Origin of the sequence: Streptomyces sp. PH10-H1, from assembly GCF_030063355.1 — a bacterium.
Classification (GTDB): Bacteria; Actinomycetota; Actinomycetes; order Streptomycetales; family Streptomycetaceae; genus Actinacidiphila.
Genome location: NZ_JASISZ010000010.1, coordinates 1 through 26487, shown reverse-complemented (window position 1 = coordinate 26487; position 26487 = coordinate 1). Strand labels below are relative to the sequence as shown.

The 26487-nt window shown below is 70.6% G+C and carries 18 protein-coding genes and 3 pseudogenes; 7 read left to right on the top strand and 14 right to left on the bottom strand.

The annotated features are described in order from the left end of the window. Positions 1 to 5: 5 nt before the first annotated feature. The 3 genes from QMK24_RS09000 to QMK24_RS08990 form a co-directional block, all read right to left on the bottom strand. The gene (locus tag QMK24_RS09000) at positions 6 to 1064 is read right to left on the bottom strand and encodes an HpcH/HpaI aldolase/citrate lyase family protein (RefSeq protein WP_283464797.1); all 1059 of its coding nucleotides are present in this window, start codon (positions 1062 to 1064) and stop codon (positions 6 to 8) included. Between the two features lie 100 nt (positions 1065 to 1164). Further along, complete coding sequence (locus tag QMK24_RS08995) at positions 1165 to 1728, bottom strand: GNAT family N-acetyltransferase (protein WP_283464796.1); 564 nt, start codon at positions 1726 to 1728, stop codon at positions 1165 to 1167. A gap of 69 nt (positions 1729 to 1797) precedes the next feature. Then, positions 1798 to 4176 carry a polysaccharide lyase 8 family protein gene (locus QMK24_RS08990; protein WP_283464795.1) on the bottom strand — a complete coding sequence of 793 codons (2379 nt, stop codon included), beginning with the start codon at positions 4174 to 4176 and terminating at the stop codon, positions 1798 to 1800. A gap of 188 nt (positions 4177 to 4364) precedes the next feature. Here QMK24_RS08990 and QMK24_RS08985 point away from each other — a divergent pair, with 188 nt between their 5' ends. From QMK24_RS08985 to QMK24_RS08975, 3 genes are all read left to right on the top strand, one after another. Further along, on the top strand, positions 4365 to 6128 hold the full coding sequence (locus QMK24_RS08985; RefSeq protein ID WP_283464794.1) for a glycoside hydrolase family 35 protein: 1764 nt from the start codon (positions 4365 to 4367) through the stop codon (positions 6126 to 6128). A gap of 136 nt (positions 6129 to 6264) precedes the next feature. After that, positions 6265 to 7143, top strand: coding sequence for an SIS domain-containing protein (locus QMK24_RS08980; RefSeq protein WP_283464793.1), 879 nt, complete (start codon positions 6265 to 6267; stop codon positions 7141 to 7143). Between the two features lie 41 nt (positions 7144 to 7184). Next, the gene (locus QMK24_RS08975; RefSeq protein WP_283464792.1) at positions 7185 to 8033 is read left to right on the top strand and encodes a class II fructose-bisphosphate aldolase; all 849 of its coding nucleotides are present in this window, start codon (positions 7185 to 7187) and stop codon (positions 8031 to 8033) included. Positions 8034 to 8137: 104 nt separating this feature from the next. Here QMK24_RS08975 and QMK24_RS08970 read toward each other — a convergent pair. Then, positions 8138 to 8539, bottom strand: a pseudogene (locus tag QMK24_RS08970) (ATP-binding protein); the annotation flags it as partial. Positions 8540 to 8651: 112 nt separating this feature from the next. On the opposite strand from QMK24_RS08970, the pseudogene QMK24_RS08965 reads away from it, so the two are divergent. After that, positions 8652 to 8894: pseudogene (locus tag QMK24_RS08965) on the top strand (helix-turn-helix domain-containing protein); the annotation flags it as partial. A 343-nt stretch (positions 8895 to 9237) separates the two neighbouring features. On the opposite strand, the gene cimA reads toward QMK24_RS08965, so the two are convergent. The 6 genes from cimA to ureA form a co-directional block, all read right to left on the bottom strand. Then, entirely contained in the window at positions 9238 to 10836 is a 1599-nt protein-coding gene (gene cimA / locus QMK24_RS08960) for a citramalate synthase (protein WP_283464791.1), read from the bottom strand. Between the two features lie 277 nt (positions 10837 to 11113). Next, on the bottom strand, positions 11114 to 12478 hold the full coding sequence (locus QMK24_RS08955) for an MFS transporter (protein WP_502962452.1): 1365 nt from the start codon (positions 12476 to 12478) through the stop codon (positions 11114 to 11116). Between the two features lie 81 nt (positions 12479 to 12559). After that, positions 12560 to 13171 carry a TetR/AcrR family transcriptional regulator gene (locus QMK24_RS08950; RefSeq protein ID WP_283464790.1) on the bottom strand — a complete coding sequence of 204 codons (612 nt, stop codon included), beginning with the start codon at positions 13169 to 13171 and terminating at the stop codon, positions 12560 to 12562. Positions 13172 to 13186: 15 nt separating this feature from the next. Further along, positions 13187 to 14221 carry an agmatine deiminase family protein gene (locus tag QMK24_RS08945; RefSeq protein ID WP_283464789.1) on the bottom strand — a complete coding sequence of 345 codons (1035 nt, stop codon included), beginning with the start codon at positions 14219 to 14221 and terminating at the stop codon, positions 13187 to 13189. A 48-nt stretch (positions 14222 to 14269) separates the two neighbouring features. After that, positions 14270 to 15961, bottom strand: a complete 1692-nt coding sequence (locus tag QMK24_RS08940) for an urease subunit alpha (RefSeq protein WP_283464788.1) — start codon at positions 15959 to 15961, stop codon at positions 14270 to 14272. Continuing rightward, positions 15958 to 16707 (bottom strand): urease subunit gamma, encoded by a 750-nt coding sequence (gene ureA / locus QMK24_RS08935; RefSeq protein WP_283464787.1) that lies wholly within the window; start codon positions 16705 to 16707, stop codon positions 15958 to 15960. The genes QMK24_RS08940 and ureA overlap by 4 nt, the downstream gene beginning before the upstream one ends. Positions 16708 to 16844: 137 nt before the next feature. Here ureA and QMK24_RS08930 point away from each other — a divergent pair, with 137 nt between their 5' ends. Further along, positions 16845 to 18320: a cytosine permease gene (locus QMK24_RS08930; RefSeq protein ID WP_283464786.1), complete on the top strand. Its 1476-nt coding sequence runs from the start codon at positions 16845 to 16847 to the stop codon at positions 18318 to 18320. A 72-nt stretch (positions 18321 to 18392) separates the two neighbouring features. Here the strand turns inward: QMK24_RS08930 and QMK24_RS08925 are convergent, their stop codons facing one another. Both QMK24_RS08925 and QMK24_RS08920 read right to left on the bottom strand, forming a co-directional pair. After that, positions 18393 to 19496, bottom strand: a complete 1104-nt coding sequence (locus tag QMK24_RS08925) for a branched-chain amino acid aminotransferase (RefSeq protein WP_283464785.1) — start codon at positions 19494 to 19496, stop codon at positions 18393 to 18395. A gap of 187 nt (positions 19497 to 19683) precedes the next feature. Next, positions 19684 to 20721: a 3-isopropylmalate dehydrogenase gene (locus tag QMK24_RS08920; RefSeq protein WP_283464784.1), complete on the bottom strand. Its 1038-nt coding sequence runs from the start codon at positions 20719 to 20721 to the stop codon at positions 19684 to 19686. Between the two features lie 129 nt (positions 20722 to 20850). Between QMK24_RS08920 and QMK24_RS08915 the strand changes: the two genes are divergently transcribed. After that, positions 20851 to 22443 (top strand): purple acid phosphatase family protein, encoded by a 1593-nt coding sequence (locus QMK24_RS08915; protein WP_283464783.1) that lies wholly within the window; start codon positions 20851 to 20853, stop codon positions 22441 to 22443. 510 nt (positions 22444 to 22953) lie between these two features. Here the strand turns inward: QMK24_RS08915 and pruA are convergent. Next, positions 22954 to 24582, bottom strand: a complete 1629-nt coding sequence (gene pruA, locus QMK24_RS08910) for an L-glutamate gamma-semialdehyde dehydrogenase (protein WP_283464782.1) — start codon at positions 24580 to 24582, stop codon at positions 22954 to 22956. Between the two features lie 43 nt (positions 24583 to 24625). Next, positions 24626 to 25555, bottom strand: a complete 930-nt coding sequence (locus QMK24_RS08905; protein WP_283464781.1) for a proline dehydrogenase family protein — start codon at positions 25553 to 25555, stop codon at positions 24626 to 24628. A 134-nt stretch (positions 25556 to 25689) separates the two neighbouring features. On the opposite strand from QMK24_RS08905, the pseudogene QMK24_RS08900 reads away from it, so the two are divergent. Further along, a pseudogene (locus tag QMK24_RS08900) lies at positions 25690 to 26487 on the top strand (PucR family transcriptional regulator); the annotation flags it as partial.

The window sequence follows — 26487 nt, the reverse complement described above, 5'->3', positions numbered from 1 at the left end:
GGTCGTCACTCCTTCTCTGCCGCGGCGTAGGCCTCGGCGAGCTCGGGGTCGCGGGCGGCGAGGGTGTCGGCCAGCTCGGCCACCACCAGGCACTGCTTGTACGTCGCGTCGTCCTGCATCTTGCCGTCGATCATGACGGCTCCGGTGCCGTCGCCCATCGCGTCGATCACCTTGCGGGCCCAGGCGACATCGGCCGGGGCGGGCGAGAAGACCTTCTTGGCGATGGCGATCTGCACCGGGTGCAGACTCCAGGCGCCGACGCAGCCGAGCAGGAAGGCGTTCCTGAACTGGTCCTCGCAGGCGAGGGTGTCGCGGATGTCGCCGAAGGGCCCGTAGTACGGCAGGATCCCGTGCGCGGCGCAGGCGTCGACCATTCGGGCGATGGTGTAGTGCCACAGGTCCTGCTGGTAGGTGGCGCGCGGGGCGTCCGCGTCGGCGCCCGGGTCCTCCCGGACCAGATAGCCGGGGTGTCCCCCGCCGACCCGGGTGGTCTTCATCCGGCGGCTGGCGGCCAGGTCGGCCGGGCCGAGCGAGATGCCCTGCATCCGGGGGCTCGCGCCCGCGATCTCCTCGACGTTCGCCACGCCGGTGGCGGTCTCCAGGATGGCATGCACCAGGATCGGCCGCCTTACGCCGGCCTTCGCCTCCAGCTGGGCCAGCAGCCGGTCCACGTAGTGGATGTCCTCGGCGCCCTCGACCTTCGGCACCATGATCACATCGAGCTTGTCACCGATCTCGGTGACCAGGGTGAGCAGGTCGTCCAGGGCCCACGGCGAGTCCAGGCTGTTGATCCGGGTCCACAGCTGGGTGTCGCCGAACTCCGTCGACCTGGCGATGTCCACCAGCCCGGCGCGGGCGGCCTCCTTGCGGTCGGCCTGGATGGCGTCCTCGAGGTTGCCCAGCAGCACGTCCACCTGGGGCGCGATCGTGGGGACCTTGGCGGCCATCTTCTCGTTGCCCGGGTCGAAGAAGTGGATCATCCGCGAGGGCCGGAACGGCACCTCCCGTACCGGGGCCGGAGCCCCTACGGCCAGCGGGCGGAAGAAGTCCTTCGCGGAGCGCATGCGGTCTCCCGGATGTCGGTCGAGGGTGGGGAGGATCGTACGGCGCTCACCCTACGGCTCCGCCCACCCATACGTTACCGGCCAGTATGTGTGCCGTTGGTCACCGCGTGTCAGCAGCGGAACCCAGCTCTTCGCCCACGCCGGTCTCCGGGTCCGTGTCCGCGCCGGGAATCCAGCGCATCGTCATGTCGGGCAGGTTCTCCATGTTGCGGCTGCCGTCATTGGTGTCGAGGACGGTGAAGCCGTGCCGCTCGTAGAAGGCGCGGGCACCGGTGTTCGCCTGGAAGACGTGCAGCGAAAGGCCGTCGGGGCTGTGCCGCATCACCTCGCCGAGGAGCACCGAGCCGACGCCCCGGCGGCGGGCCGCCGGGCGCAGATACAGCTGCTCCAGCATGTCGCCCTCCAGCGCGGCATAGCCGAGCACCTCACCGGACCCGTCGACCGCCAGCCAGGCCCGCCCTTCGGTGAGCACGATGTTCTCCACCCACCACGTGACCTCTTCCAGGCTGCGCTTCTGCGGTGGGAGATACGGCATGGTGCCCGCCCGCGACGCCAGATGGATCTCGGCGATGACCGCCGCGTCCGCCACATCCGCGGGCCTGATCTCCGGCTTGCCGTGCTGCGCACTGGGCCGGCCACTGTCGTGCGTGCCGTCATGAGTCACGCGGGCACCCTACGAGGAGGGCGCCCGCGTGAACCAATCATTTAACGGCGAACCATTCGGCCACGGCCGTCAGCCCAGGGTGACCGTGGCCCGGTGGGTGGCGCCGGCGGTGCCGGGGGCGATGGTGAGCCGCAGCGAGGAGCCGGTGGCGCCGACGGTGACCGTGGCGTCCTTGGCGGTGACGGCGGAGACCGGCCGGTTCCAGGTGAGATCGATCGAAGCACCGGACCGGGGCGGCTCCGACACGCAGATCGTGGCCGTGGAACCGCTGACGCGGATCAGCACACAGGCCGGGGCGGACGCGGTGACGCCGCCGACGCTGCCCGCGGACCAGAAGTTGATCCCGGTGAACCCCAGCGACGGCACCGAGACGCCCTGCTGCGCGGCGGTGTTGGCCAGGGTCACCAGCCAGCCGGTGGCGGCGGCGCGGGCCGCGGTGGCGGCGGCGGTCGCGCCCGGCATCACGAGATACGCGTAAGAGGCGTTCACCGGGTTCACCCCGTGGTCGAACCACAGCGTCAGATAGCGGCGGGTGAGCGCGTCGGCCGTGCCGCCGGTGTTGATGGCGGACCAGGTGCCGGTGCGCGCCTCGCGCAGGGCCTTGACGGTCGCTCCCCCGGCGCCGGGGAAGACATAGCCGCCGAAGCCGGTGATCCGGGCCCAGGTGGTGCCGGTGAGGGTCGCGGACCAGCCGAGGGTGGCGGGCTGCGTGGTGCCGTTCACGGCGAGGCCGTGGGTGCCGGTCGCGCCGAGGTTGCGGTTCTCGATGACGGTCTCGACGGCCACGCCGTCGCTGCCGCAGATGCCCGCGCCGAGGCAGACGACCGTGTCGTCCAGGCAGAACCACGACTTGCGCGCGCTCATCGTGCTGGACAGGCCCTTGAGGTGCTGGCCGACCGCCGCGAACTCACCGTCCGTGGTGCCCCCGACCCAGGTCACGTCCGGCCGTGCCGCGCCCCAGGCGCCGCCTGCCCCGTCCGCCAGCGCCTTCTTCGACACCGTCGTGCCGGGCAGCCGGTAGGGGTCGACGGTGGGCCAGAAGGCGTCGCTGTACTGGCCGTTACCGTAGGTGGAACCCCACCAGGAGAGCATTCCCGAGCCGGTGTGCCAGCCCCGCAGGTTCTCGCCGTTGCCGTTCTCGTAGTACGTGATCCGGTTCGAGGCCATGCCGATCGAGGCGGCCCAGGCCGCGCGGCGGTGCACGGCGCGGTCCATGCCGGGGAAGAGCCGGTGCGCGACCGGTTCCGCCGTGGCGGTGACGGCGCTGCCGGCTATTGCCTCCAGCCGGGCGAGGTCGGCGATGCCGAGCTTGGCGTCCGCCATGACCGGGCTGTAGTAGTCCCGCTCCATCCAGCCCTTGACCAGGCCCTGCCACCGGGTCCGTTCGGCGGCGCTAGCGCCCTCGGCGAGCAGCGCGATATGGGCCAGCAGCGGATGGCCGCGCCGGTGGTCGTCGGCCTGGATTCGGTTGGGGTCGGTGGTGGCGATGCCCCGGCTGATGGCGCGGCCGGCGACGGAGTCCATCACCAGGCCGTTGTAGAGGAAGGGCGCGTACGCCTTCTCGACCGAATCCAGGATGATCTGCCGGTTCGGGTCGGTGACCTCCCACGTCGAACCGGCGAGCAGGGCGAACAGCCGCGCCAGGCCGTCGATCAGCACCTCGCCGTACGAGCCGGTGTACGAGACCCAGGTGTGCTGGACGAACGAGCCGTCGGCGTACAGGCCGTCCCCGGACGTCACATACGGGAAGACCGGCGAGAGCGCGTCGCGGGCGAGCGCGAGTTTCGCCTCCGACTTGCCCAGCACGCCCCGGGTGGCGAGCACCCGGCACAGGTCGACGCGGTTCGCGCCGGTGCTGGTACCCGTGTACGAGGCGACGGCGGAGTCCGGCACGAAGTGGTCGACGGCCCGCAGATACGAGGCGGTCTGCGCGGCCGTCAGGACGTCGTAGGCGACGGTGACGCAGTCCAGCAGGAGCCGGGGGCTGCCGATCTGCCAGTCCCACCAGTTGCCGAAGGACGTGGTGTTCTCGTTGTAGACCTGGCCGTGGAGATGGTCCAGGCCCTGGCCGACGGCTTCGATCATCGCGGGGTCCGCGGTGGAACCGGTGCCGGGCTGGGCCCACGCCTGCGCCATCTCGTTGAGCCGCGCGTGGCTGCCGGTGACGGAGGCGGAGGCGCTCAGCGGCTGGTCGGGCCAGAGCGATCCGGTGACCGGGGCCATGGACGCCAGCGAAGTGCGCGCGGCGGCGCCGAGGGTGGCGAGTTTTGTCGCGTACGGCTCCCCGGCCACGTCGAAGCCGGCGCCCAGGGTCAGGGCGCGCCAGCGCAGCCGCAGGGTGTCGTAGGCGTCGGCGGCGAGAGCGGGCGAGGCGTTCACAAAGCCTGCGGCAACGGCCGCGGCGCCGCTTCCGGCGAGGAACGTGCGGCGGGACCAGGGGGAGGGCATGGCGGTTGGAACCTCCACGGGCGAAGACGACGGTGTGCTTCACTTCTCTCTAGTAAGCGGTTTCTACCATGGCCGTTCTGCCGCTCACAACGGTTTGAACACTGTCTGATTCGTTTGATTGTGTCGACACGAACACCCACTTACGATCACGCGGAAGCCATTCAGCTCGCCCGCACCGGAGAACCCTCATGCTCGAGATGTCACCCGAGGGCTTCTCCCTCGACGGCCGCCCCTTGCGCCTGCTGTCCGGCGCGCTGCACTACTTCCGCACCCTCCCCGAGCAGTGGCCGCACCGGCTGCGCATGCTGCGCGCCATGGGGCTGAACACCGTGGAGACGTACGTCCCGTGGAATCTCCACGAGCCGCGCCCCGGCGCGTACGACTTCGGCGGCATCGCCGACCTGGACGCCTTCCTGCGCGCCTCCGCCGAGGCCGGGCTGCACGCGATCGTCCGGCCCAGCCCGTACATCTGCGCGGAATGGGAGAACGGCGGACTGCCCTGGTGGCTGCTGGCGGACCGGAACGCGAGGCTGCGGGTGAACGACCCGGAGTACCTGGCGCGGGTGGACCGCTGGTACGACCGGCTGATCCCGCTGATCGCCCGGCACCAGACCACCCGGGGCGGCAATGTCCTGATGATCCAGATCGAGAATGAATACGGGTCATTCGGTACGGATACCGCTTACCTGGAACACCTCGCCGACGGCCTGCGCTCGCGCGGGATCGACGTGCCGCTGTTCACCTCCGACGGCCCGGAGGACTTCTTCCTCACCGGCGGGTCGGTGCCCGGCCGGCTGGCCACCGTCAACTTCGGCAGCCGCGCCACCGAGGCCTTCGCCGAGCTGCGCCGCTTCCGGCCGGACGACCCGGCGATGTGCATGGAGTTCTGGAACGGCTGGTTCGACCACTGGGGTGAGAAGCACACCGTCCGCTCCCCCGAGGACGCCGCCGGCGCGCTGCGCGAGATCCTGGAGAACGACGCCTCCGTCAATCTCTACATGGCGCACGGCGGCACCAACTTCGGCACCTGGGCGGGCGCCAACACCGCCGATCCGCGCACCGGCGCGGGCTACCAGCCGACGATCACGTCCTACGACTACGACGCCCCGATCGACGAGCGCGGCGCGCCCACCGCCAAGTTCTGGGCGTTCCGCGAGGTGCTCGCCGGGTACGCCGAACAGACGCCGCCGGACCCCGAGCCGATGCCGCCGCTCCTGGAGCCCGCCCGGATCGAACTCACCGAATCCGTGCCGCTCCTCGACGTCATCGGGCAGCTCTCGACCGGCACCGTGCACGCGCCAACGCCGCCTTCCTTCGAGGAACTGGGCCTGGCCCACGGCCTGGTGCTGTACCGGACCGCCGTACCCGGCCCCCGCAAGGCGTATCCGCTGACCCTGGAGGGCCTCGCCGACCGGGCACATGTCTTCGTGGACGGCACGCGGACCGCCGTCCTGGAACGCGACGGCGGCGAGCGGCCCGAGATCGCGGTGACCAGAACGGGCGCCCGCCTCGAGCTGCTCGTCGAATCCATGGGCCGGGTCAACTACGGCGCCGCGATCGGCGATCGCAAGGGCGTGGCAGCCGTGCTGCACACCCAGCAGTACCTGCACGGCTGGACCGCGGAGCCGGTGCCGCTCGGCGACGGGACGACCGACGGCCTGCCCTGGGGCGCCGCACCGGATGAACCCCGCGGCGGCGAGGCCGCCTTCCACCGCGGCTTCCTGGACATCGACGAGCCCGCGGACGGCTATCTCGCGCTGCCCGGCTGGGCAAAGGGCTACGTCTGGGTCAACGGCTTCTGCCTGGGCCGCTACTGGGAGCGCGGCCCGCAGCGGACGCTCTATGTGCCGTGGCCGCTGCTGCGTGCGGGCCGCAATGAGATCGCCGTACTCGAACTCGACGGGAACACCGGCTCGTTCGTCGAGATCCGCACCGAGGCCGACCTCGGCTGAGCGTGCGGGGCTGCCCGTGAGCCCACGGCGGGCCCCATCTGGTCTAGTCCATTTTTCCACCTCGCCTCTCGCCCAGCACGGGGCATCCAGTACCGTCCGCCTTGACGGTCAGGCACCATGAAGGGACTGCACTTCCATGTCGATCACCGCGGAAGAGATTGCCACCCAGCCCGAGTGCTGGGAGCGCGCCTCCGGAATCATCCCCGAGGTCGCGAGCGCGCTGCCCGCCACCGGCGAGAAGGTCGCGGTCGTGGGGTGCGGCACTTCGTGGTTCATGGCCCAGTCGTACGCGGTGCTGCGCGAGCGCGCCGGACTGGGTGTGACCGACGCCTTCGCCGCCTCCGAGTTCCCCTACGGCCGCGACTACGACCGGATCGTGGCCATCACCCGCTCCGGCACCACCACCGAGGTCCTCGATCTGCTCCGCACGGTGCGCGGCACCGTCCGCACCACGGCGGTCATCGGTGACCCGGCCACCCCGATCGTGGACCTCGTGGACGACCTGGTCGTGCTCGACTTCGCCGACGAGAAGTCCGTCGTCCAGACCCGCTTCGCGACCAGCGTGCTGGCGCTGCTCCGCACCCACCTGGGCGAGGACATCACCCCCGCGGTCGCCGACGCGCGCCGCGCGATCGCCGAGGAGCTGTCGCCGTCGCTGCTCGGCGCCGAGCAGTTCAGCTTCCTGGGCACCGGCTGGGCGTACGGCATCGCACTGGAAGCCGGCCTGAAGATGCGGGAGGCGGCGGGCGCCTGGACCGAGGCGTACCCGGCGATGGAGTACCGGCACGGCCCGATCTCGATCACCGGCCCGAACCGGATCGCCTGGGTCTTCGGCGACCTGCCGGAGGGCCTGGACGGGGACGTGGCGCGCACCGGCGGCACCCTGGAGGCGTCCGGCACCGACCCGCTGGCCGACCTGATCCGCGTGCAGCGGCTCGCGGTCGCCATCGCCGAGGCGCAGGGCCTGAACCCCGACACCCCGCGCAACCTGACCCGTTCCGTCGTCCTGTCCTGACCTGGGCATTCCATCCGTTCCGAGTGCCCTCAGGGGATCCCATGCCACTGGTCAGCACAGGTGAGATCACCGGCCCCGCGAAAGCCGCGGGCCGGGCGGTCGGCGCGTTCAACGTCATCCAGCTGGAGCACGCCACCGCGATCACGGCGGGCGCGGAACGCGCGGGGCTGCCGGTCGTCCTGCAGATCAGCGAGAACGCGGTGCGTTACCACGGGGCTCTGGAGCCGATCGCGGCCGCGACCCTCGCCATCGCCCGCGCCTCCTCCGTGCCGGTCGCCGTCCACCTCGACCACGCGACCGACCGGGCGCTGGTGGAGGAGGCCGTCGCGCTGGGCCTCACCTCAGTGATGTTCGACGCGTCCACGCTGCCGTACGAGGAGAACGTGTCGGTCACCGCCTCGGTCGCCGCGCACTGCCACCGCGCGGGCGTCTGGCTGGAGGCCGAGCTGGGCGAGGTCGGCGGCAAGGACGGCGTGCACGCGCCGGGCGTACGCACCGACCCGGCCGAGGCGGCGGCGTATGTGGCGGCCACCGGGGTCGACGGTCTGGCCGTCGCCGTCGGCACCTCGCACGCGATGAGCACCCGCACCGCCACGCTGGACTTCGACCTGATCGGACGGCTGCGCGCGGCGGTACCGGTGCCGCTCGTTCTGCACGGCTCGTCGGGCGTCTCGGACGAGGACCTGGCGCGGGCCGTCGCGCACGGCATGGTGAAGGTCAATATCGCCACGCACCTCAACGCCCGATTCACGGCGGCGGTGCGCGCGACGCTGGCGGCGCAGCCCCAGCTGACCGACACCCGCAAGTACCTCGGTCCCGGCCGCGAGGCCGTCGCCGAGGAGGTCGCCCGCCTGCTGCTCGTCCTGGCCGCGGGAGCGGTCACGGTCTGAGCGTCGACTGTCGGCTGATTCCGCCCCGTTGGATTATCTCCAGCGGGGCGGAGTGCTGCGAAGTGCCGTACGGGGCGGGACGGGGCGGCACGTTCAGCCGCTGAGCCCGCGAACTCGCACCACACGATCTTGCCGGGGTCGCGTCGGCCCACCCCCCACTGGTCGGACAGCGCGGTGACGAGGAGCAGTCCCCGGCCGCCCTCGTCCTGCGGCCCGGCCGTGTCGCACATACGGACACTCCCGCCGCCACTGTCGTGCACCTCGGCCCGCAGCAGGCCGCTGCTCTCCAGCGTGAGGTGCAGCCGGAAGCCCCGGCCGGGCGGAACGCCGTGGGCGAGGGCATTAGTGGCGAGCTCGCTCACACAGAGCAGCACGTCGTCGGCGAGCTCCGTCAGACCCCAGTCGGCCAGCGAGCGGGCGACGAACCCCCTGGCAGCGGGTACGGAACGGCGCTCCCGGCGATAGAACGCCTCACGGAAATACGGGCGTTGAATCTCATCGTCCATGCACCAACTGTCACGTTACGTGACTACGATGAACCACCGAGTCACGTCGTACGGATCTGTTGTACGACGACGGACCGGGTCACGTACGACGACGGACGGGAACGGAGATCCCATGCATCCGGCGAACAAGCCCAGGAAGATCACCTCATGGGACGTGATCGGAGCCCAGCTCGGTCACTTCCGGAAGACTGCCCACTTGACCCAGCCCGCACTCGCCGAGCGCTTGTGCGTGCACGAGGACACCATCGGCTCGATCGAACAGGGCCGCAGACCCCTGAAGATGGACCTCGCCGAACAACTCGATGAACTCCTGGACACCAAAGGCGTGTTGGCGGTAGCAGTCAGTCGCGAGCCCGATGTGCAAGGCGGCCGGCCCAGTCGGCACTATGCAGCGGCTTGGGGCGACTTGGGGCGGCGCAGGAAACAGCCCGGACGCCCGGGTCCGGGATGACGCGGATGACACGGGCGAGCGTTGACGAGCCGTTGGAGCCGGAGGCTGCGGGTTAGTTCCCCTGCGGGACCTGACCGAGCGCGTACGAGGATCACTATCGCGACCGCGCCGCTCGCGTCGTGGGGGCCGCCGCGACGACCCTCCCGCCCCGGACGGACCACACCGCCTGGGGCGGTGTGGTCTCGGGTGCACAGCAGCCGGCTGCCGTGCACCCGCCCGGCCCCGGCTACTCCCGCCCCGCCCCCGGCTACTCCTGCGGGTCGACGCCCGCTCGCAGCAGGCCGAAGGCGTAGGCGTCGTCGAGGGCTTGCCAGGAGGCGGCGATGACGTTCTCCGCGACGCCGACCGTGGCCCATTCGCCGCGGCCGTCGCTGGTGGAGACCAGGACGCGGGTGGTGGAGCCGGTGCCCTGACGGCCTTCGAGGATACGGACCTTGTAGTCGACGAGCTGGAGCTCGGCGAGCTGCGGGTAGATCTTCTCCAGGGCTACGCGCAGCGCGCGGTCCAGTGCGTTGACGGGGCCGTTGCCCTCGGCGGTGGCGACGATGCGCTCGCCCTTGGCCCACACCTTGACGGTGGCCTCGTTGGCGTGGGTGCCGTCGGGGCGGTCCTCCACGATCGCGCGCCAGGACTCCACCCGGAAGAAGCGGCGGGGCCGCCCGTCGACCTCTTCGCGGAGCAGCAGCTCGAAGGAGGCGTCGGCCGCCTCGTAGGTGTAGCCCTGGAGCTCGCGCTCCTTGACACGGGCGACGACCCGGCCGACGAGGTCCCGGTCACCGCCGAGGTCGTAACCGAGCTCCCGGCCCTTGAGTTCGATGGAGGCGCGTCCGGCCATGTCGGAGACGAGCATCCGCATGGTGTTGCCGACCTGCTCGGGGTCGATGTGCTGGTAGAGGTCCGGGTCGACCTTGATCGCGGAGGCGTGCAGGCCGGCCTTGTGCGCGAAGGCGGAGATCCCGACGTACGGCTGGTGGGTGGAGGGGGCGAGGTTGACGACCTCGGCGATGGCGTGCGAGATCCGGGTCATCTCGGCCAGCGAGCCCTCGGGGAGCACCTTCATCCCGTACTTGAGCTCCAGCGCGGCGGTGACCGGGAAGAGATTGGAGTTGCCGACCCGCTCGCCGTAGCCGTTGGCGGTGCACTGCACATGGGTGGCGCCCGCGTCCACGGCGGCGAGGGTGTTGGCGACGGCGCAGCCGGTGTCGTCCTGCGCGTGGATGCCCAGCCGGGCGCCGGTGTCGGCGAGGACGAGGCCGACCACGGCCTGGACCTGGGCGGGCAGCATCCCGCCGTTGGTGTCGCACAGCACGACGACGTCCGCGCCGGCCTCGTGCGCGGCCCTCACGACCTGCTTCGCGTACTCGGGGTTGGCCTTGTAGCCGTCGAAGAAGTGCTCACAGTCGACGAACACCCGGCGGCCCTGTTCCACCAGGTAGGAGACGGTGTCGCGGACCATCTCCAGGTTCTCTTCCAGCGTGGTGCGCAGCGCCAGCTCGACATGCCGGTCGTGCGATTTGGCGACCAGCGTGATCACCGGCGCCCCGGAGTCCAGCAACGCCTTGACCTGCGGGTCCTCGGCGGCCTTGCCGCCCGGGCGGCGGGTGGCGCCGAAGGCGACCAGCGTGGCGTGCCGCAGCTCCAGCTCGGTGGCGGCGCGTGCGAAGAACTCGGTGTCGCGCGGATTGGCGCCGGGCCAGCCGCCCTCGATGAACCCCACCCCGAAGTCGTCCAGGTGCCGGGCGATCGTCAGCTTGTCGGCGACGGTGAGGTTGATCCCCTCGCGCTGCGCGCCGTCGCGCAGCGTCGTGTCGAAGACGTGGAAGCTGTCGTCCAATTCGGCTGTCATGGTCGTGAGAACTCCTGTCGGGTGAGTGGTACCGGAAGACCCGTCTCCACTTGCCCCCAATGATCCCTCGTGCTCCGCCGCCCGGCGAGGGTGTGCCGGGAAACGAAAAGACCTCTCGCGGATGCGAGAGGTCTGCACGCGGGTCTGGGACACGGTGGTCGCTGCCGTACGTTTTCTACGGTGCGAGCACTGCGGACCGGCGTGCGCTGTCCATAATCATGACGCTGGAGAGCACGGAGGCAGTCTGACACAGACCTGCCCCCGTGATCCCGCCGTCTCAGGATGCGAGCGCCCGTTCGCGATCCGGGGCGTCGCGCCCCACCCGGTGGAGGTCGATCTCCCGTGTCTCGCGCATGGCCAGGTAGACGACGAGCGACACCGCCGCGCAGCCCGCCACGTACCAGTAGAAGCCGGACTCGATGCCTCCCTTCTTGAACCACAGGGCGACGTATTCCGCGGTGCCGCCGAACAGGGCGTTGGCCAGCGCGTACGGGAGCGCGACGCCCAGCGCGCGGATATGGGTCGGGAACAGTTCGGCCTTCACACAGGCGTTGATCGACGTGTAGCCGGTGACCACCACCAGTGCGAGCAGCGCCAGCCCGAGGGCCGACCAGAAGCCGCTGACGTGCTTCAACATCGTCATGATCGGCACGGTGAGGAAGGTCGAGCCGACCGCGAAGGTGATCAGGAGCGGCCGGCGGCCGATCCGGTCGGACAGCGCTCCGGCGAGCGGCTGGAGGCAGGCGAAGACCGCCAGCGCGCAGAAGCTGACCAGGGTCGCGGTCTGCTTGGGCAGTCCGGCGCTGCTGGACAGGTACTTGGTGAGGTAGACGGTGTACGTGTAGTAGGCGACCGTGCCGCCCATCGTGAGCGCCATGACGAGGAACGCCTCGCGCCGGTGGTTCCACAGCGCCCTGAGGGTGCCGCGCTCCTCGCCCGCCGCGGCGGCCTCGCCGGACGCCCCCTCGTAGACGTCGGTCTCCAGCATGCTGCGCCGCAGGTAGAAGACGATGGCGGCGCCGAGCGCGCCGACGATGAACGGGATCCGCCAGCCCCAGCTGTGCAGCGCCCCGTCCGACATCGTGTGCTGCAGGATCAGCTGCAGGCCGAGCCCGATGATCTGCCCCACCGTCATCGACACGTACTGGAAGCTGGACGCGAACCCCCGGCGGCCCGGCGCCGACGCCTCCGTCAGATAGGTCGCGCTCGCCGCGTACTCGCCGCCGACCGACAGCCCCTGGAGCAGCCGCGCGACCAGCAGCACCGCCGCGCCCCCGTACCCGGCGACCGCGTACGTCGGCGCCGCCGCTATCAGTACCGCGCTCGCCGACATCAGCGAGACGGAGAGCGTCAGCGCCGCCTTGCGCCCCTTGCGGTCACCGATCCGGCCGAGCAGCCAGCCACCCACCGGCCGCATGAAGAAGCCGACCGCGAAGATGCCCATCGTGTTCAGCATCTGGGCGGTCTCGTCCCCCTTGGGGAAGAACGAGGCGGCGAAGTACGTCGCGAACGTCGAGTAGACGAACCAGTCGAACCACTCGACCATGTTGCCGGACGACCCGACCCAGATCTTCTTCCAGTGCGTCTGTCCCCCGGCCTTTTCCTTGGCCTGTCCCTCGGTCTGTTGCACGCTCTGTCCCATGGTCAACGACCGTGCCGGAACCGGGCGTTCTCCGACAAGGGTGCATGCGGCAACGATGCTGTGTACTTGCGTGCGTTGCGTTCAGGCGGCGGGCGCGAACAGCCCGTCCTCGAGGAACTCCCGCACATGGCCGAGCACCGCCACGCGGTCCGTGCCGGGCAGGCCGACGACCAGATGGGTGCCGAAACCGTCCAGCAGCGCCCGGAGCCGGACGGAGAAGCGTTCGGGGTCGACCGGGCGGAACTCCCCCCGGGAGATGCCCTCGGCGACCAGCGCGACCAGGTCACGGTGCCAGGCCAGTTCGAGGGAGAGCTGCCGCTGGAGGCCCTCCTCGCCGAGCTGGGAGCGGGTCCATACCTCGGACCACAGCACCCAGTGCGGATCGCGGTGGCCGTCGGCGAGGTAGTGGTCGATGACGAGGTCGAGCCGCTCCCGGGCGGGCAGCGGCCGGGAGAGCAGGGCGCGGCGCTGGGCGCCGAGCTGGTCCTCGCTCCACTCCAGGGTCTGGAGCAGCAGCTCGTCCTTGCTGCCGAAGTAGTAGAGGACATGGCCGCTGCTCATGCCGACCTCGCGGCCAAGGCCGGCGAGGGTCAGCTCGGCCAGACCGCGCTCCGCTATGGCCGTCATGGCGGCGGCCATCACCAGCTCACGGGGCTGCTTGAGCCGCCGTCTGGCGCGGGGCTGTCCTGTCACCGCGTCCTCCGACGGTTACACCTGGGGCTGCTGTTGCGTGATGCAGTGGATGCCGCCGCCGTGCGCGAAGATCGTGCGGGCGTCGACGAGGACCACTTCGCGCTCGGGGAACAGCCGGCCGAAGATCTCCGCGTTGACCCGGTCGGCCGGGTCGTCGAAGGAGCACAGCACGACGGCGCCGTTGCACAGGTAGTGGTTCACGTAAGAGTAGTCGACCAGTTCGCCGTCCTCCTCGGTGACCGTCGGAGCGGGCAGCTCGACGACCTCGAGGGTGCGGCCGCGCGCGTCGGTGGAGGCGGCGAGCAGCTTGACCGTCTGCTGGGAGACCTCGTAGTCGGGGTGCGACGGGTCCTGCTGGCTGTGGACGACGACCGTGCCGGGCCGGACGAACGCGGCGAGGATGTCGACATGTCCACGGGTGCCGAAGCGCCCGTAGTCGGCGGTCAGCCCGCGCGGCAGCCAGATCGCCTTGCTCGTGCCGAGGAACGCGTGCAGCTCCTCCTCCACCTGCTCGCGGGTCCAGCCGGGGTTGCGGCCGGGGTCGAGCTGGACGGTTTCGGTGAGCAGTACGGTGCCCTCGCCGTCGATGTGGATGCCGCCGCCCTCGTTGACCAGCCGCGAGGTGTAGGAGCGCGCGCCGGCCAGTTCGGCGACCTTCGCGCCGACCTGGGAGTCGAGGTCCCACTGCGCCCAGTCCTGGGCGCCCCAGCCGTTGAACACCCAGTCGGCGGCGGCGAGTTCGCCGTTGCCCACCAGGAACGTCGGGCCCATGTCCCTTATCCAGGCGTCGTTCAGCGGCTGCTCCACCACATCGACACCGGGGCCGAGCAGCGTACGGGCCGCGTCGCCGTCACCGGGCGTGGTGAGCATCGTCACCGGCTCGAAGCGGCTGATGGTGCGGGCGACCTCGGCCCACGCGCGGCGGGAGACGTCGAGGTCCTCGTCGTCCGCGAAGGTGGTGCTCGGGGACGGCATGGCCATCCAGGTACGGGTGTGCGGGGCCCACTCCGGGGGCATCCGGAAACCGTCGGCTGCGGGGCGCTGGGTCATGGGGTCGTTCCTCAAGGTCGGGACTGTGTCGTTCACTGGCTGTGCCGTTCACAAGAAGTACAGGCGGCTGAGCGACACCTGGTCGGCCGGTTCGGAGCGCAGCGGGTCGCCGTCGAGCGTGACCAGACCGGAGCCGCCGTTCACGTCGACCTGGCCGATGCGGGAGTTGAACCGCAGATCGGCGGGGCCGATACCGCGGGTGCCGTGCACCGCGACGCGGCGGCGCCGGGTCGGCATGCGGTCGTCGGCGGACTCGACGGCGGCGCGGGCGACGAAGGCGACCGACAGGTCGGCGGCGGTCGCGCCGTGCGCCCCGAAGAGCGGGCCGATGACGAGGGGTTCGCAGGTGTCGGTGGCCGCGTTGGGGTCGCCGGTGACGCCGTACGCCGGGAAGCCGGACTTGAGGACCATCTGGGGCTTGGCGCCGAAGTACTGCGGCCGCCACAGCACGATGTCGGCGAGCTTGCCGATTTCGAGGGAGCCGACCTCATGGGCGAGACCGTGGGCGATCGCGGGGTTGATGGTGAGCTTGGCCATGTAGCGCAGCACGCGCGCGTTGTCGTCGTCCGGGCCGTCGCCCTCCATGGGGCCGAGCTCGGCCTTCATCTTCCCGGCCATCTGGAAGGTGCGGCGTACGGTCTCGCCCGCGCGCCCCATCCCCTGCGCGTCGGAGGAGGTGATGCCGATCGCGCCCAGGTCGTGCAGCACGTCCTCGGCGCCCATCGTCCCGGCGCGGATCCGGTCGCGGGCCATGGCCGCGTCGCCGGGCAGATCGGGCTTGAGGCCGTGGACGGAGACGATCATGCCGTAGTGCTCTGCGACCGCGTCCCGCCCGAAGGGCAGCGTCGGGTTGGTGGACGAGCCGATGACATTCGGCACGCCCGCCATCTTCAGGACGTTCGGTACGTGCCCGCCGCCGCAGCCCTCGATGTGGAAGGCGTGGATGGTCCGGCCGTCGAGGACGGAGAGGGTGTCCTCCACCGACAGGCACTCGTTCAGGCCGTCGCTGTGCAGCGCCACCTGTACGTCGTGCTCCTCGGCGACACGCAGCGCGGTGTCCAGCGCGCGGGTGTGGGCGCCCATGTCCTCGTGCACCTTGAAGCCGGAAGCGCCGCCCTCGGCGAGCGCCTCCACCAGCGGGGCCGGGTCGGAGGACGAGCCGCGGGCGAGGAAGCCGATGTTGACCGGCCAGGCGTCGAAGGAGTTGAACGCGTGCCGCAGCGCCCAGGGCGAGTTGACGCCGACGCCCCACACCGGGCCGAACTCCTGGCCGATGATCGTGGTGACGCCGGAGGCGAGCGAGGCCTCCATGATGCGCGGCGAGAGCAGATGGACGTGAGTGTCCACCGAGCCGGCCGTGGCGATCAGGCCCTCACCGGAGACGATCGAGGTGCCGGTGCCGACAACGACGTCCACCCCGTCGAGGGTGTCGGGGTTGCCCGCCCGGCCGATCGAGCAGATCCGGCCCTCGCGGATGCCGATGGACACCTTGCGGATGCCCAGCACCGCGTCGATCACCACGACGTTGCTGATCACGACGTCGCAGGTGTCGCGGACGGCGGCGGCCTTGAGGTGCAGTCCGTCGCGGGCGGTCTTGCCGAAGCCGGCCAGGAACTCGTCACCGGGCAGCTGGGCGTCTGACTCGACACGGATGACGAGCCCGGAGTCGCCGAGGCGCACCCGGTCCCCGGCCCGGGGGCCGTGCACCGCGACGTACTCGCGCGGGTCGATTCCGGTCATGACCCGTCCTCCAAAGATGTGATCCCCGTGGTTTCCGTGGTCCCGGTGGCGCCCGTGGCTCCAGTGGTCCCCACGCCGAGATAACCGCAGGCCGCGGCCCTGCGCAGGGCCTCCTCGCGGGCACCTGGCGCGTCCAGCGGGCCGTCCACCAGGCCCGCGAAGCCGATCGCGACCCGGGCGCCGCCGATCGGCACCAGGCCCACCGGCGCCGACTCCCCCGGGCCGAAGCGCACCGAGGAGCCCGCCGGGACGGCGAGCCGCATGCCGTACGCGGCGGACCGGTCGAAGTCCAGCCGCGGGTTGGACTCGAAGAAGTGGAAGTGCGAGGTGACGCTGACCGGCACCGACGCGGTGTTGTGCACGGTCAGCGTCACGGCCGCCGTCCGCTCGGGAACGGCGGGGCCGGTCAGTACAGCACCGGGGGCGTCATCGCCGAGCGAGCCCCCGCCGATCGGGTCGGTGACGACGGCGAGCCGGGAGCCGTCGTCGAAGACCGCCTCCACCATCACCTGGCTGACCATGTCGGCCACGCCGGGCAGTACGTCGTCGGGACCGAGCACCGAGCGCGCGGCCTCGATGGCCTCGGCCAGCCGGCTGCCGTCCCTGGCAGCCTCGCAGACCGTGTCCGCGATGAGCGCGGTCGCCTCCGGCACGTTCAGCCGCAGGCCTCGGGCCCGGCGGGCCCGCGCCAGCTCGGCTGCGCCGAACAGCAGCAGGCGGTCCCGCTCTGTGGGGGTCAGTCGCACGTCGCGCCTCCCGGCATCGCTGTTTAGAACAACACTCTAACAATTCATCTCTCGGACAGGAAGTATTGACCGTAGGCCATACGTGGGAGACATTGAACGTCGCTCAAAGATGGCAGAAACGCGTAGGGAGACCGCCCATGCAGATCGAGCAACGCGGAGTCGACACCGTTCCCGACGAGGAGCGCACCAGCGGCCCCCGTGACCTGGTCAGCATCCTGCTCGGATCGAATCTCGCCCTCGGCGTGATCATTTTCGGCTGGCTGCCGGTCTCCTTCGGCCTCGGCTGGTGGGCCTCGGTCTCCGCCCTGGTGATCGGCACCCTTGTCGGCACCCTGCTGACCGCGCCGCTCGCCCTCGTCTCGCTACGCAGCGCGACGAATCTCTCCACCAGCAGCGGCGCCCACTTCGGAGTCCGCGGCCGGCTCCTCGGCTCGGTCATCGGCCTGCTGCTCTCGCTCGGCTACACCGCCCTGACCCTGTGGGTCGGCGGCGACGCCGTCGTCGGCTGTCTGCACCGGCTGTTCGGCCTGCCGACCGGGGGCGCGAGCTACGCGATCGTCTACGCACTGCTGGCCGCGTGCACCGCGACCTTCGCCGTCTTCGGCTACCGGATGCTGCTGCGGCTCAGCCGCGCCCTGGCCGTCGGTCTGACCGTGCTGCTGCTCATCGGCTTCATCGCCTACGCCGGCAGCTTCACCACCGCTCCCGTCGAGGGCACCAGCTACCTGCTCGGCGGCTTCTGGCCGACCTGGCTGCTGGCCGCCGTGTCCGCCGGGCTGAGCGGTCCCATCGCCTTCATCACGCTGCTCGGCGACTACACCCGCTACATCTCGCCGCGCCGCTTCACCCAGCGCAAGGTGTTCTGGTCCACCTGCCTCGGCCTGGTCGTCGGGCTGCTCGTGCCGCAGCTCTTCGGCACCTTCACCGCGCTGTCCGTCGGCGCGGCCGACGACTACGCCGGTCCGCTGGTGGCCGCCGCCCCCGCCTGGTACCTCGCGCTGCTGCTGGCGAACGCGTCGGCGGGCTCGGTCGGCAATGCCGGGCTGATGCTGTACAGCATGGGTCTCGACCTCGACGCGATCCTGCCGCGCGCCAGCCGTACCCAGGCCACCTACGTCGTCGCGGGCGTCTCGACCGCGCTCGTCTTCCTGGGGCACTTCGTCTGGGCCGCACAGGACGCCATGACCTCGTTCGTCCTGCTGCTCACCGCCGTCGGGACGCCCTGGGCCGTCATCACCCTGCTCGGCTTCTTCAAGATCCGCGGCAGGTACGACTCCGACGCGCTGCAGGTCTTCAACCGCCGTGGCCGCGGCGGGCTCTACTGGTACCGGGGCGGCTGGAATGTGCCGGCGGTGCTCGCCTGGGCCGCCGGCTCCGCGGTCGGCCTGGCGGCCGTCGACACCCCGCTCTACAGCGGTCCGCTGCTGGGATGGACCTGGGGCATCGACCTCAGCTTCCTCCTTGCGGCGGCCGTCACGGCTGCCGCCTATCTCGCGCTGACCGCGCGGAAGCCGCATCCGGTGCCGCTTGCGGTGGATCGGCCGGCGGCTCGGACGGCGGCTCAGACGGTGCCGAATCCGCAGGAGGCGGCGCTGTCCCCGGCGACCACCTGAGACCCGCTGTCGCGCTTCATGCCGAAGGCCCCGCACGCTCGAGCGTGCGGGGCCTTCGGCATGAACAAGGGATCAGCCCAGCGGGTGCATCCAGCCGTGCGGGTCGGGCGCGGTGCCGGTCTGGATGGCCAGCAGCGCCTCCCGGAGCTTCATCGTGACGGTGCCGGGCTGCCCGTCCGCCACCGGCCAGTCGGCGCGGGTGGACTTGACGGAGCCGACCGGGGTGATCACGGCGGCGGTGCCGCAGGCGAAGACCTCGGTGAGCGAGCCGTCGGCGCAGCCGCGCTTCCAGTCCTCGACGGAGATCCGGCCCTCGCCGACCTCGTAACCCAGGTCGGCGGCGATCCGCAGCAGCGAGTCACGGGTGATGCCGGGAAGCAGCGAGCCGGTGAGCTCGGGGGTGAGGATCCGCGGCTTCCGGCCCTCTTCGGCCCCGTACACGAAGTACAGGTTCATGCCGCCCATCTCCTCGATCCAGCTGCGCTCGATCGCGTCCAGCCAGACGACCTGGTCGCAGCCGTGCTCGATGGCCTGGGCCTGGGCGACGAGGGAGGCGGCGTAATTGCCGCCGGCCTTGGCGGCTCCGGTGCCGCCGGGCGCGGCGCGCACGTACTCCTCGGAGAGCCAGACGGAAACCGGCTTCACACCGCCGGAGAAGTAGGCGCCGGCCGGCGAGGCGATGACCATGAAGAGGTACTCGTTGGCCGGCTTGACGCCCAGCCCGACCTCGGTGGCGAACATGAAGGGCCGCAGGTAGAGCGACTGCTCGCCCGCGCTGGGCACCCACGCCTTGTCCTGGCCGACGATCGCGTCGACGGCCTCGATGAACGTCTCGACGGGGAGCTCGGGCATCGCGAGACGGCGGGCGGACGCCTGGAAGCGCTTGGCGTTGGCCTCCGGGCGGAAGGTGGCGACCGTGCCGTCCGGCTGGCGGTACGCCTTCAGGCCCTCGAAGATCGTCTGCGCGTAGTGCAGCGTCATGTTCGCCGGGTCGATGGAGAGCGGGGCGTACGGCACAAGCTGCGCGTCGTGCCAGCCGCGGCCCTCGGTCCACCGGATCGTCACCATGTTGTCGGTGAAGTGGCGGCCGAACCCGGGATTGACAAGGATCGCCTCGCGCTCCGCGTCGGACAGCGGGTGCGAGGAAGGCTTGAGCTCGATCGTGGGCGTCGTCATGTCTGCGTGTCCTTCACCGTGAGGTCATGGCGGACCGCACCCGCGTCCCAGTGCTTGGACGTCCGAGTTTCCCCTCGCACAGCGGCCCCACCGCTGATTATCGCAGCGATGGGGCCCTAGGCATAAATGTGCGGCCCGGGGTCGATGGTCGCACCCGCTCGGGCGTGAAGCCCAGAGGCCGGGTGTTTCAGCCGGCCACGCGAGCGGCGAGCGCGTCGCCCACCTCTACGGTGCTGCGCGGCGCGGACCGCTCGACGAGGTCCGCTCGCACGGCCTCCTCGACGCGGGCGGCCTGGTCCTCGTAGCCCAGGTGCCGGAGCAGCAGGGCCACGGACAGGACCGTGGCGGTCGGGTCCGCCTTGCTCTGGCCCGCGATGTCGGGGGCGGAGCCGTGCACCGGCTCGAACATGGACGGGAAGTCGCCGCTGGGGTTGATGTTTCCGCTGGCGGCGATCCCGATGCCGCCGGAGACGGCGGCGGCGAGGTCGGTGATGATGTCGCCGAAGAGGTTGTCGGTAACGATCACGTCGAAGCGCTCGGGCTGCGTGACGAGGAAGATCGTCGCGGCGTCCACATGCAGATAGTCGGTGGTGACCTCGGGGAACTCTTCGCCGACCTTGTTGAAGATGTTCGTCCACAGGTGGCCGGCGTACACCAGCACATTGTTCTTGTGGACCAGCGTCAGCTTCTTGCGCGGGCGGGCCTGGGCGCGGGCGTACGCGTCACGCACCACGCGCTCGACGCCGAACGCGGTGTTCAGGCTCACCTCGGTGGCCACCTCGTGCGGGGTGCCGGTCCTGATGGAGCCGCCGTTGCCGGTGTACGGGCCCTCGGTGCCCTCGCGGACCACGACGAAGTCGATGTCCGGGGTGCCGGCCAGCGGGGTGGGCACGCCCGGGAAGAGCTTGCTGGGGCGGAGGTTGACGTGGTGGTCGAAGGCGAAGCGGAGCTTCAGCAGGAAGCCGCGCTCCAGCACGCCCGACGGCACGGACGGGTCGCCGATCGCGCCCAGCAGGATCGCGTCGTGCTTCTTCAGCTGCGCCAGATCGGCGTCGGTGAGCGTCTCACCCGTCGCGTGGTAGCGCTTGGCGCCGAAGTCGAAGGACTTCGTCTCCAGCTTCACGTCCGAAGGGAGCGCGGCGGCAAGGACCTTGAGGCCTTCGGCCACGACCTCCTGGCCGATTCCGTCACCGGGGATCACTGCGAGGCTGAGGGTGCGAGACATGGGGAAACCCTACTCGGCGTCCCATTGATTGACACGTTACGTCCATATGACGGACACCTGGGAATGCCGTCATACACCGTTCACCCTTAGTACGACTGCGGGTTGACCTGGAATGCGAGATTGCGGGTCATGGACACACCACGTATGGGTATCGCGGACAAGCTCGCCGACCGGATGAGCATGGCCGAACAGCACGAATACCTGCGCTCGAAGCTCACCCGCCGACGGGTCATACGTGGCACCGTCGCCGCCGCCGGTGCGGTGGCGGGGGCCGGGCTGCTGAGCGGCACCGCGACCGCCGCTTCGACCACGCTGCTGAGCAAGCCCGCGACCGGGCATCACGTCAGCGGCGCGCTCGTCGCCCCCTTCGGCCGCCACCTTGCCTTCGGCGCCGATCCCAAGACCCAGTTCCGGGTCTCCTGGCAGGTCCCGCTCGCCGTCAAGAAGCCCTTCATCCGGGTGGGCCTGCGGCCGTGGGCGCTCAGCCACAAGATCGAGGCGGAGGTGCGGGCGCTGCACACCCCGCAGCTGCTCAACAGCAAGCTGCCGCCCGTCGACCAGTACTACCTGCACGCCGCGCTGGACGGGCTGCGCCCCGGCACCACGTACTACTACGGCGTCGGCCACGAGGGCTTCGACCCGGCCTCCGGGCAGGCGTTCGGCACCATCGGCACCTTTACCACCGCCCCGGCCCACCGCGGTGAGAGCTTCACCTTCACCGCCTTCGGCGACCAGGGCGTCAGCTACCACGCACTGGCCAACGACAGCCTGATCCTGGCGCAGAACCCGGCCTTCCACCTGCACGCCGGCGACATCTGCTACGCCGACCCGGCCGGTTCCGGCCAGCAGTCCGACTCCAACGTCTACGACGCGCGGAACTGGGACCAGTTCCTCGCGCAGACGGAGTCCGTGGCCGCCCGCGTCCCGTGGATGGTGACGACCGGCAACCACGACATGGAGGCCTGGTACTCCCCCAACGGCTACGGCGGCCAGGAGGCCCGCTGGAGCCTGCCGGGCAACGGCCCGGACGCGAAGAACCAGCCGGGCGCGTACTCCTTCGTCTACGGGAACACCGCCGTCGTCGCCCTCGACGCGAACGATGTCTCGTACGAGATCCCGGCCAACTACGACATCAGCGCCGGCCGGCAGACCGCGTGGCTGGACCAGCGCCTCGGTGAGCTGCGCAAGCAGCGCGGTATCGACTTCATCGTGGTCTTCTTCCACCACTGCGCCTTCTCGACCACCAACGCCCACGCCTCCGACGGCGGTGTGCAGGAGAAGTGGGTGCCGCTCTTCGAGAAGCACCAGGTCGACCTGGTCGTCAACGGCCACAACCACGTCTACGAGCGCACCGACGCGATCCGCGGCGGCAAGGTCTCCAAGCCGGTCGCCATCGGCGACACGGTGCACCCGGACCGCGACGGCATCGTGTACGTGACGGCCGGCGGCGCGGGCCGCAGCCTCTACAACTTCCCGGCCCCCGACTCGTTCGAGGGTCACGAGAACCACGTCGACTCCGTGGCCACCTGGCACTCGGCCAAGGGCGGCGGCAAGGTCACCGAGAACGTCGCCTGGTCCCGGGTCCGCTACACGGGCTACTCGTTCATCGCCGTCGAGGTCGAGCCGGCGTCCGCCGGCCGTACGTCGACCCTCACGGTGTCGGCGCTGGCGGAGACGGGCGAGCGCATCGACCACTTCACGGTGGCCCGAAGGGCGAAGTGAACGACAAACACAGCACGGTGGCGCGCCGCGCGAAGCGAAACGGCCTCAATCGCCGGACGGGCTGAATTCAGCCCGTCCGGCGATTGAGGACAAACCCACTGCTACCGGCTAGCGGCGTTCGTGACCGGTGCTGCCGCCGTTGTCCCGGCGGTCGAGCGAGCGCTGCAGTGCCTTCATCGCGTTCTCGCGTGCGGTCTCGTCCATGGTGATCAGCTCCAAAGGAAGATCAAGGAGATGGTTGTCGCCACAGAACGGGGCGGGGAACGGGCGCTGCAGGGGGTGACCTGCGAGGAATCGCACCGGTTCGCATCCGCCGATCGCTGGTGAAGCGTGTCGTTCGGCTCCTACAAAGCTAGGCCAGCTCCGCCGTTATGTCTCCACAGTTACTCGGACTTCCTACTATCTGAGACGGATGCCACTCGAACGCAGGCCGCCCCCGCGTCCGGATGGGGACCGGAGAGCGGGGGCGGCGGTCTGCGCGCGGGCCGCGGACGAGGCCGCGGGGGCTGGTCAGCCCTGGTGCGGGTACCGGTAGTCGGTCGGCGGGACCAGCGTCTCCTTGATGGAGCGGGTCGACGTCCAGCGCATCAGGTTGGACGCGGCGCCGGCCTTGTCGTTCGTACCGGAGGCGCGGCCGCCGCCGAAGGGCTGCTGGCCGACGACGGCGCCGGTCGACTTGTCGTTGATGTAGAAGTTGCCTGCCGCGAAGCGCAGCTTCTCCATGGCGTCGACCGCGGCGGCGCGGTCCTGGGCGATGATCGAGCCGGTCAGGGCGTACGGCGAGACGGACTCCATCTGGGCGAGCATCGCGTCGAAGTCGGAGTCCTCGTAGACGTGGACACCGAGGATCGGGCCGAAGTACTCGTCGCGGAAGATCTCGTTCGCCGGGTCGCTCGAGACCAGGACGGTCGGGCGGACGAAGTAGCCGACCGAGTCGTCGTACGTGCCGCCGGCGACGACCTCGACCGTCGGGTCGGCCTTGGCGCGGTCGATGGCGGCCTTGTTCTTGGCGAAGGCGCGCTCGTCGATGACGGCGCCGATGAAGTTCGACAGGTCGGTGACGTCACCCATGGTGATGCCGTCGACCTCGGCCGCGAACTCCTCCTTGAAGCCGTTCTCCCAGATGGAGCGCGGGATGTAGGCGCGGGAGGAGGCCGAGCACTTCTGGCCCTGATACTCGAAGGAGCCGCGGGTCAGCGCGGTCTTCAGGATCGCCGGGTCGGCGGACGGGTGGGCGACGACGAAGTCCTTGCCACCGGTCTCACCGACCAGCCGCGGGTACGTCTTGTACTTCTCGATGTTGGTGCCGACCGTCTTCCACAGGTGCTGGAAGGTCCTGGTCGAGCCCGTGAAGTGGATACCGGCCAGGTCCGGGTGGGTGAGCGCCACCTCGGAGACGGCGATGCCGTCGCCGGTCACCAGGTTGATGACGCCCTTGGGCAGACCCGCGGCCTCCAGCACCTGCATGAGCAGCACGGCGGCGTGGGTCTGCGTCGGGGACGGCTTCCATACGACGGTGTTGCCCATCAGGGCGGGGGCGGTCGGCAGGTTGCCCGCGATGGCCGTGAAGTTGAACGGCGTGATCGCGTAGACGAAGCCCTCGAGCGGCCGGTGGTCGCTGCGGTTCCACACGCCCGCGCTACTGATCGGCTGCTCGGCGAGGATCTGCCGGGCGAAGGAGACGTTGAAGCGCCAGAAGTCGACGAGCTCGCACGGGCAGTCGATCTCGGCCTGCTGGGCGGTCTTCGACTGGCCGAGCATGGTGGAGGCGGCCAGCGTCTCGCGCCAGGGGCCGGACAGCAGGTCGGCGGCGCGCAGGATGATTGCGGCGCGGTCGTCGAAGGAGAGCGCGCGCCACGCCGGGGCGGCGGCGAGGGCGGCGTCCACCGCGTCCTGCGCGTCCTTGGCCGTGGCGTTGGCGTAGGTGCCGATCCGGGCGCTGTGATTGTGCGGCTGTACGACGTCGAAGCGCTCGCCGCCGCCCATCCGCTTCTCGCCGCCGATGGTCATCGGCAGGTCGACCGGATTGCCGGCCAGCTCCTTCAGCTTCGCTTCGAGCCGCGAGCGCTCCGGGGACCCGGGGGCGTAGGAGTGGATCGGCTCGTTCACCGGCGTGGGGACCTGGGTCACAGCGTCCATGAAATGCGCTCCTTGGGGTTGACGGCGACGGGAGGGCGGTCGCTCAGCGGCTGGGGAGGAAGGAACGGAGGAAGAAGGCGAGGTTCGCCGGGCGCTCCGCGAGACGGCGCATGAAGTATCCGTACCAGTCTGCGCCGTAGGGCACGTAGATGCGCATGCGCTCGCCGTCGTCGGCGAGGCGGCGCTGCTCGGCGGTACGGATGCCGTAGAGCATCTGGAACTCGTAGCTGCCGGGCTTGCGGCCGTAGCGGGCGGCCAGCTCCTGGGCGATCGCGATGAGGCGCGGGTCGTGCGAGCCGACCATCGGGTAGCCCTCGCCCTCCATGAGGATCTTCAGGACGCGCACATACGCCGTGTCGACCTCGGCCTTGGACTGGAAGGCGACGCTCGCGGGCTCGTCGTACGCGCCCTTCACCAGACGTACGCGCGAGCCGGCCACGGCCAGCTTCCTGGCGTCGTCCTCGGTGCGGAACAGATACGACTGGATGACGGCGCCGGTGTCCGGGTGCTCCTGGCGCAGCTCGGCGAGGATCGCCAGGGTCGAGTCGACCGTGGTGTGGTCCTCCATGTCCAGGGTGACCGTGGTGCCGATCACGGTGGCCAGTTCCGCGACCTCGCGCACGTTCTCCAGCGCTATGTCGTGGCCGCCGCCGGGCAGTGCCTGCCCGAACGCGGACAGCTTCACCGAGACCTCGGCGCGGGTGCCGAGACCCTCGGTCTCCAGGGCCCGCAGCAGGCTCAGGTACGCATCCCGGGTCGCGTTCGCCGTGTCCCGGTCGGTGACGTCCTCGCCCAGGTGGTCGAGGGTGACCTCAAGACCGGACGCGGTCAGCTCACGGACGGTGTCCATGGCGGGATGCAGCTCGTCACCGGCGACGAAACGGTTCACCACGGGACGGGTGATCGGCGCGGCGGCGACGATGCGGCGCATGCGGTCGCTGCGCGAGGCGGCGAGCAACACGGGACCGAGCACGGGGGGCTCCTCCAGGATGAGCATGAACAGGCAGCAACACCGCGAAATCTAGGGTCCACCTACCCGGTGAACCATCGACACCTGTCACGCATCCGTGCGGCATCCCTCATACAGATGTAAGAGACAATGGCGGGGTGCGAGGTGACTACGAGGAATTGGTCGACGAGGTGTCCGCGCTCGTCGGCGCGCCCGCGACCCTGGAGGACCGCGATTTCCGGCTGATCGCCTTCGGCGCGCACGACAGCGAGGACGACGGCGCGATGGACCCGGTCCGTACCCGGTCGATCCTCACCCGCCGCTCGACGACCGAGGTCCGCTCCTGGTTCGAACGCTTCGGCATCGCCCGCGCCACCGGCCCGGTACGCATCCCCGCCGCCCCGTCCGCGGGCGTCTTCCGGGGCCGGATCTGCCTGCCGGTGCGCCATCGCGGCATCGTCCACGGCTATGTGTGGCTGCTGGACGACTCGGACGCCGCGCCCGGCCCGGATCCGCGGCTCATCGCCGCGATGGAGGTCTGCGACCGGATCGGCGACCGGCTGGCCGCCGAGTCCCGGGCGGGCGCCGACGTCGGCCGCGAGCTGCGCGCGGCACTGACCGCGGGCCCCGGCGAGCGGCGCGAGACCGCGCGGGGCGCGCTGCGCGCGGCTCTCGGCCCGGACGCGGACGAGGTGCACGCGCTCGTCTGCGTACTGGGCTGGACGGCGGCCCCCGACGCCTCCGCCTCAGCATCCGCCGGTTCCGACGACCCCACCGACGGCGAGCGGGAGCTGCCCGGGATCCGTACGACCCCCGGTGCCGCCGCGCTCTGCCGGGTCCCGTCCCCCGGGCCGCTGGGGCCGGTGCCCGCCGCCGAGCCGCTGGCCGTACTGGTCCGGCTGCGTTCGGCCCAGCACCTCTCCCCCGCCCGCACCGCCGCCGCCCGGCTGCGGGAG

Excerpts from the sequence above, each read along its gene's own strand:
- QMK24_RS08920 (WP_283464784.1), bottom strand. The coding sequence starts at position 20,721 with ATGTCTCGCACCCTCAGCCTCGCAGTGATCCCCGGTGACGGAATCGGC.
- QMK24_RS08980 (WP_283464793.1), top strand. The coding sequence starts at position 6,265 with ATGTCGATCACCGCGGAAGAGATTGCCACCCAGCCCGAGTGCTGGGAG.
- QMK24_RS08930 (WP_283464786.1), top strand. The coding sequence starts at position 16,845 with ATGCAGATCGAGCAACGCGGAGTCGACACCGTTCCCGACGAGGAGCGC.
- QMK24_RS08925 (WP_283464785.1), bottom strand. The coding sequence starts at position 19,496 with ATGACGACGCCCACGATCGAGCTCAAGCCTTCCTCGCACCCGCTGTCC.
- QMK24_RS08975 (WP_283464792.1), top strand. The coding sequence starts at position 7,185 with ATGCCACTGGTCAGCACAGGTGAGATCACCGGCCCCGCGAAAGCCGCG.
- QMK24_RS08915 (WP_283464783.1), top strand. The coding sequence starts at position 20,851 with ATGGACACACCACGTATGGGTATCGCGGACAAGCTCGCCGACCGGATG.
- pruA (WP_283464782.1), bottom strand. The coding sequence starts at position 24,582 with ATGGACGCTGTGACCCAGGTCCCCACGCCGGTGAACGAGCCGATCCAC.
- QMK24_RS08985 (WP_283464794.1), top strand. The coding sequence starts at position 4,365 with ATGCTCGAGATGTCACCCGAGGGCTTCTCCCTCGACGGCCGCCCCTTG.
- QMK24_RS08990 (WP_283464795.1), bottom strand. The coding sequence starts at position 4,176 with ATGCCCTCCCCCTGGTCCCGCCGCACGTTCCTCGCCGGAAGCGGCGCC.
- QMK24_RS08955 (WP_502962452.1), bottom strand. The coding sequence starts at position 12,478 with ATGGGACAGAGCGTGCAACAGACCGAGGGACAGGCCAAGGAAAAGGCC.
- QMK24_RS08945 (WP_283464789.1), bottom strand. The coding sequence starts at position 14,221 with ATGACCCAGCGCCCCGCAGCCGACGGTTTCCGGATGCCCCCGGAGTGG.
- cimA (WP_283464791.1), bottom strand. The coding sequence starts at position 10,836 with ATGACAGCCGAATTGGACGACAGCTTCCACGTCTTCGACACGACGCTG.
- QMK24_RS09000 (WP_283464797.1), bottom strand. The coding sequence starts at position 1,064 with ATGCGCTCCGCGAAGGACTTCTTCCGCCCGCTGGCCGTAGGGGCTCCG.
- QMK24_RS08940 (WP_283464788.1), bottom strand. The coding sequence starts at position 15,961 with ATGACCGGAATCGACCCGCGCGAGTACGTCGCGGTGCACGGCCCCCGG.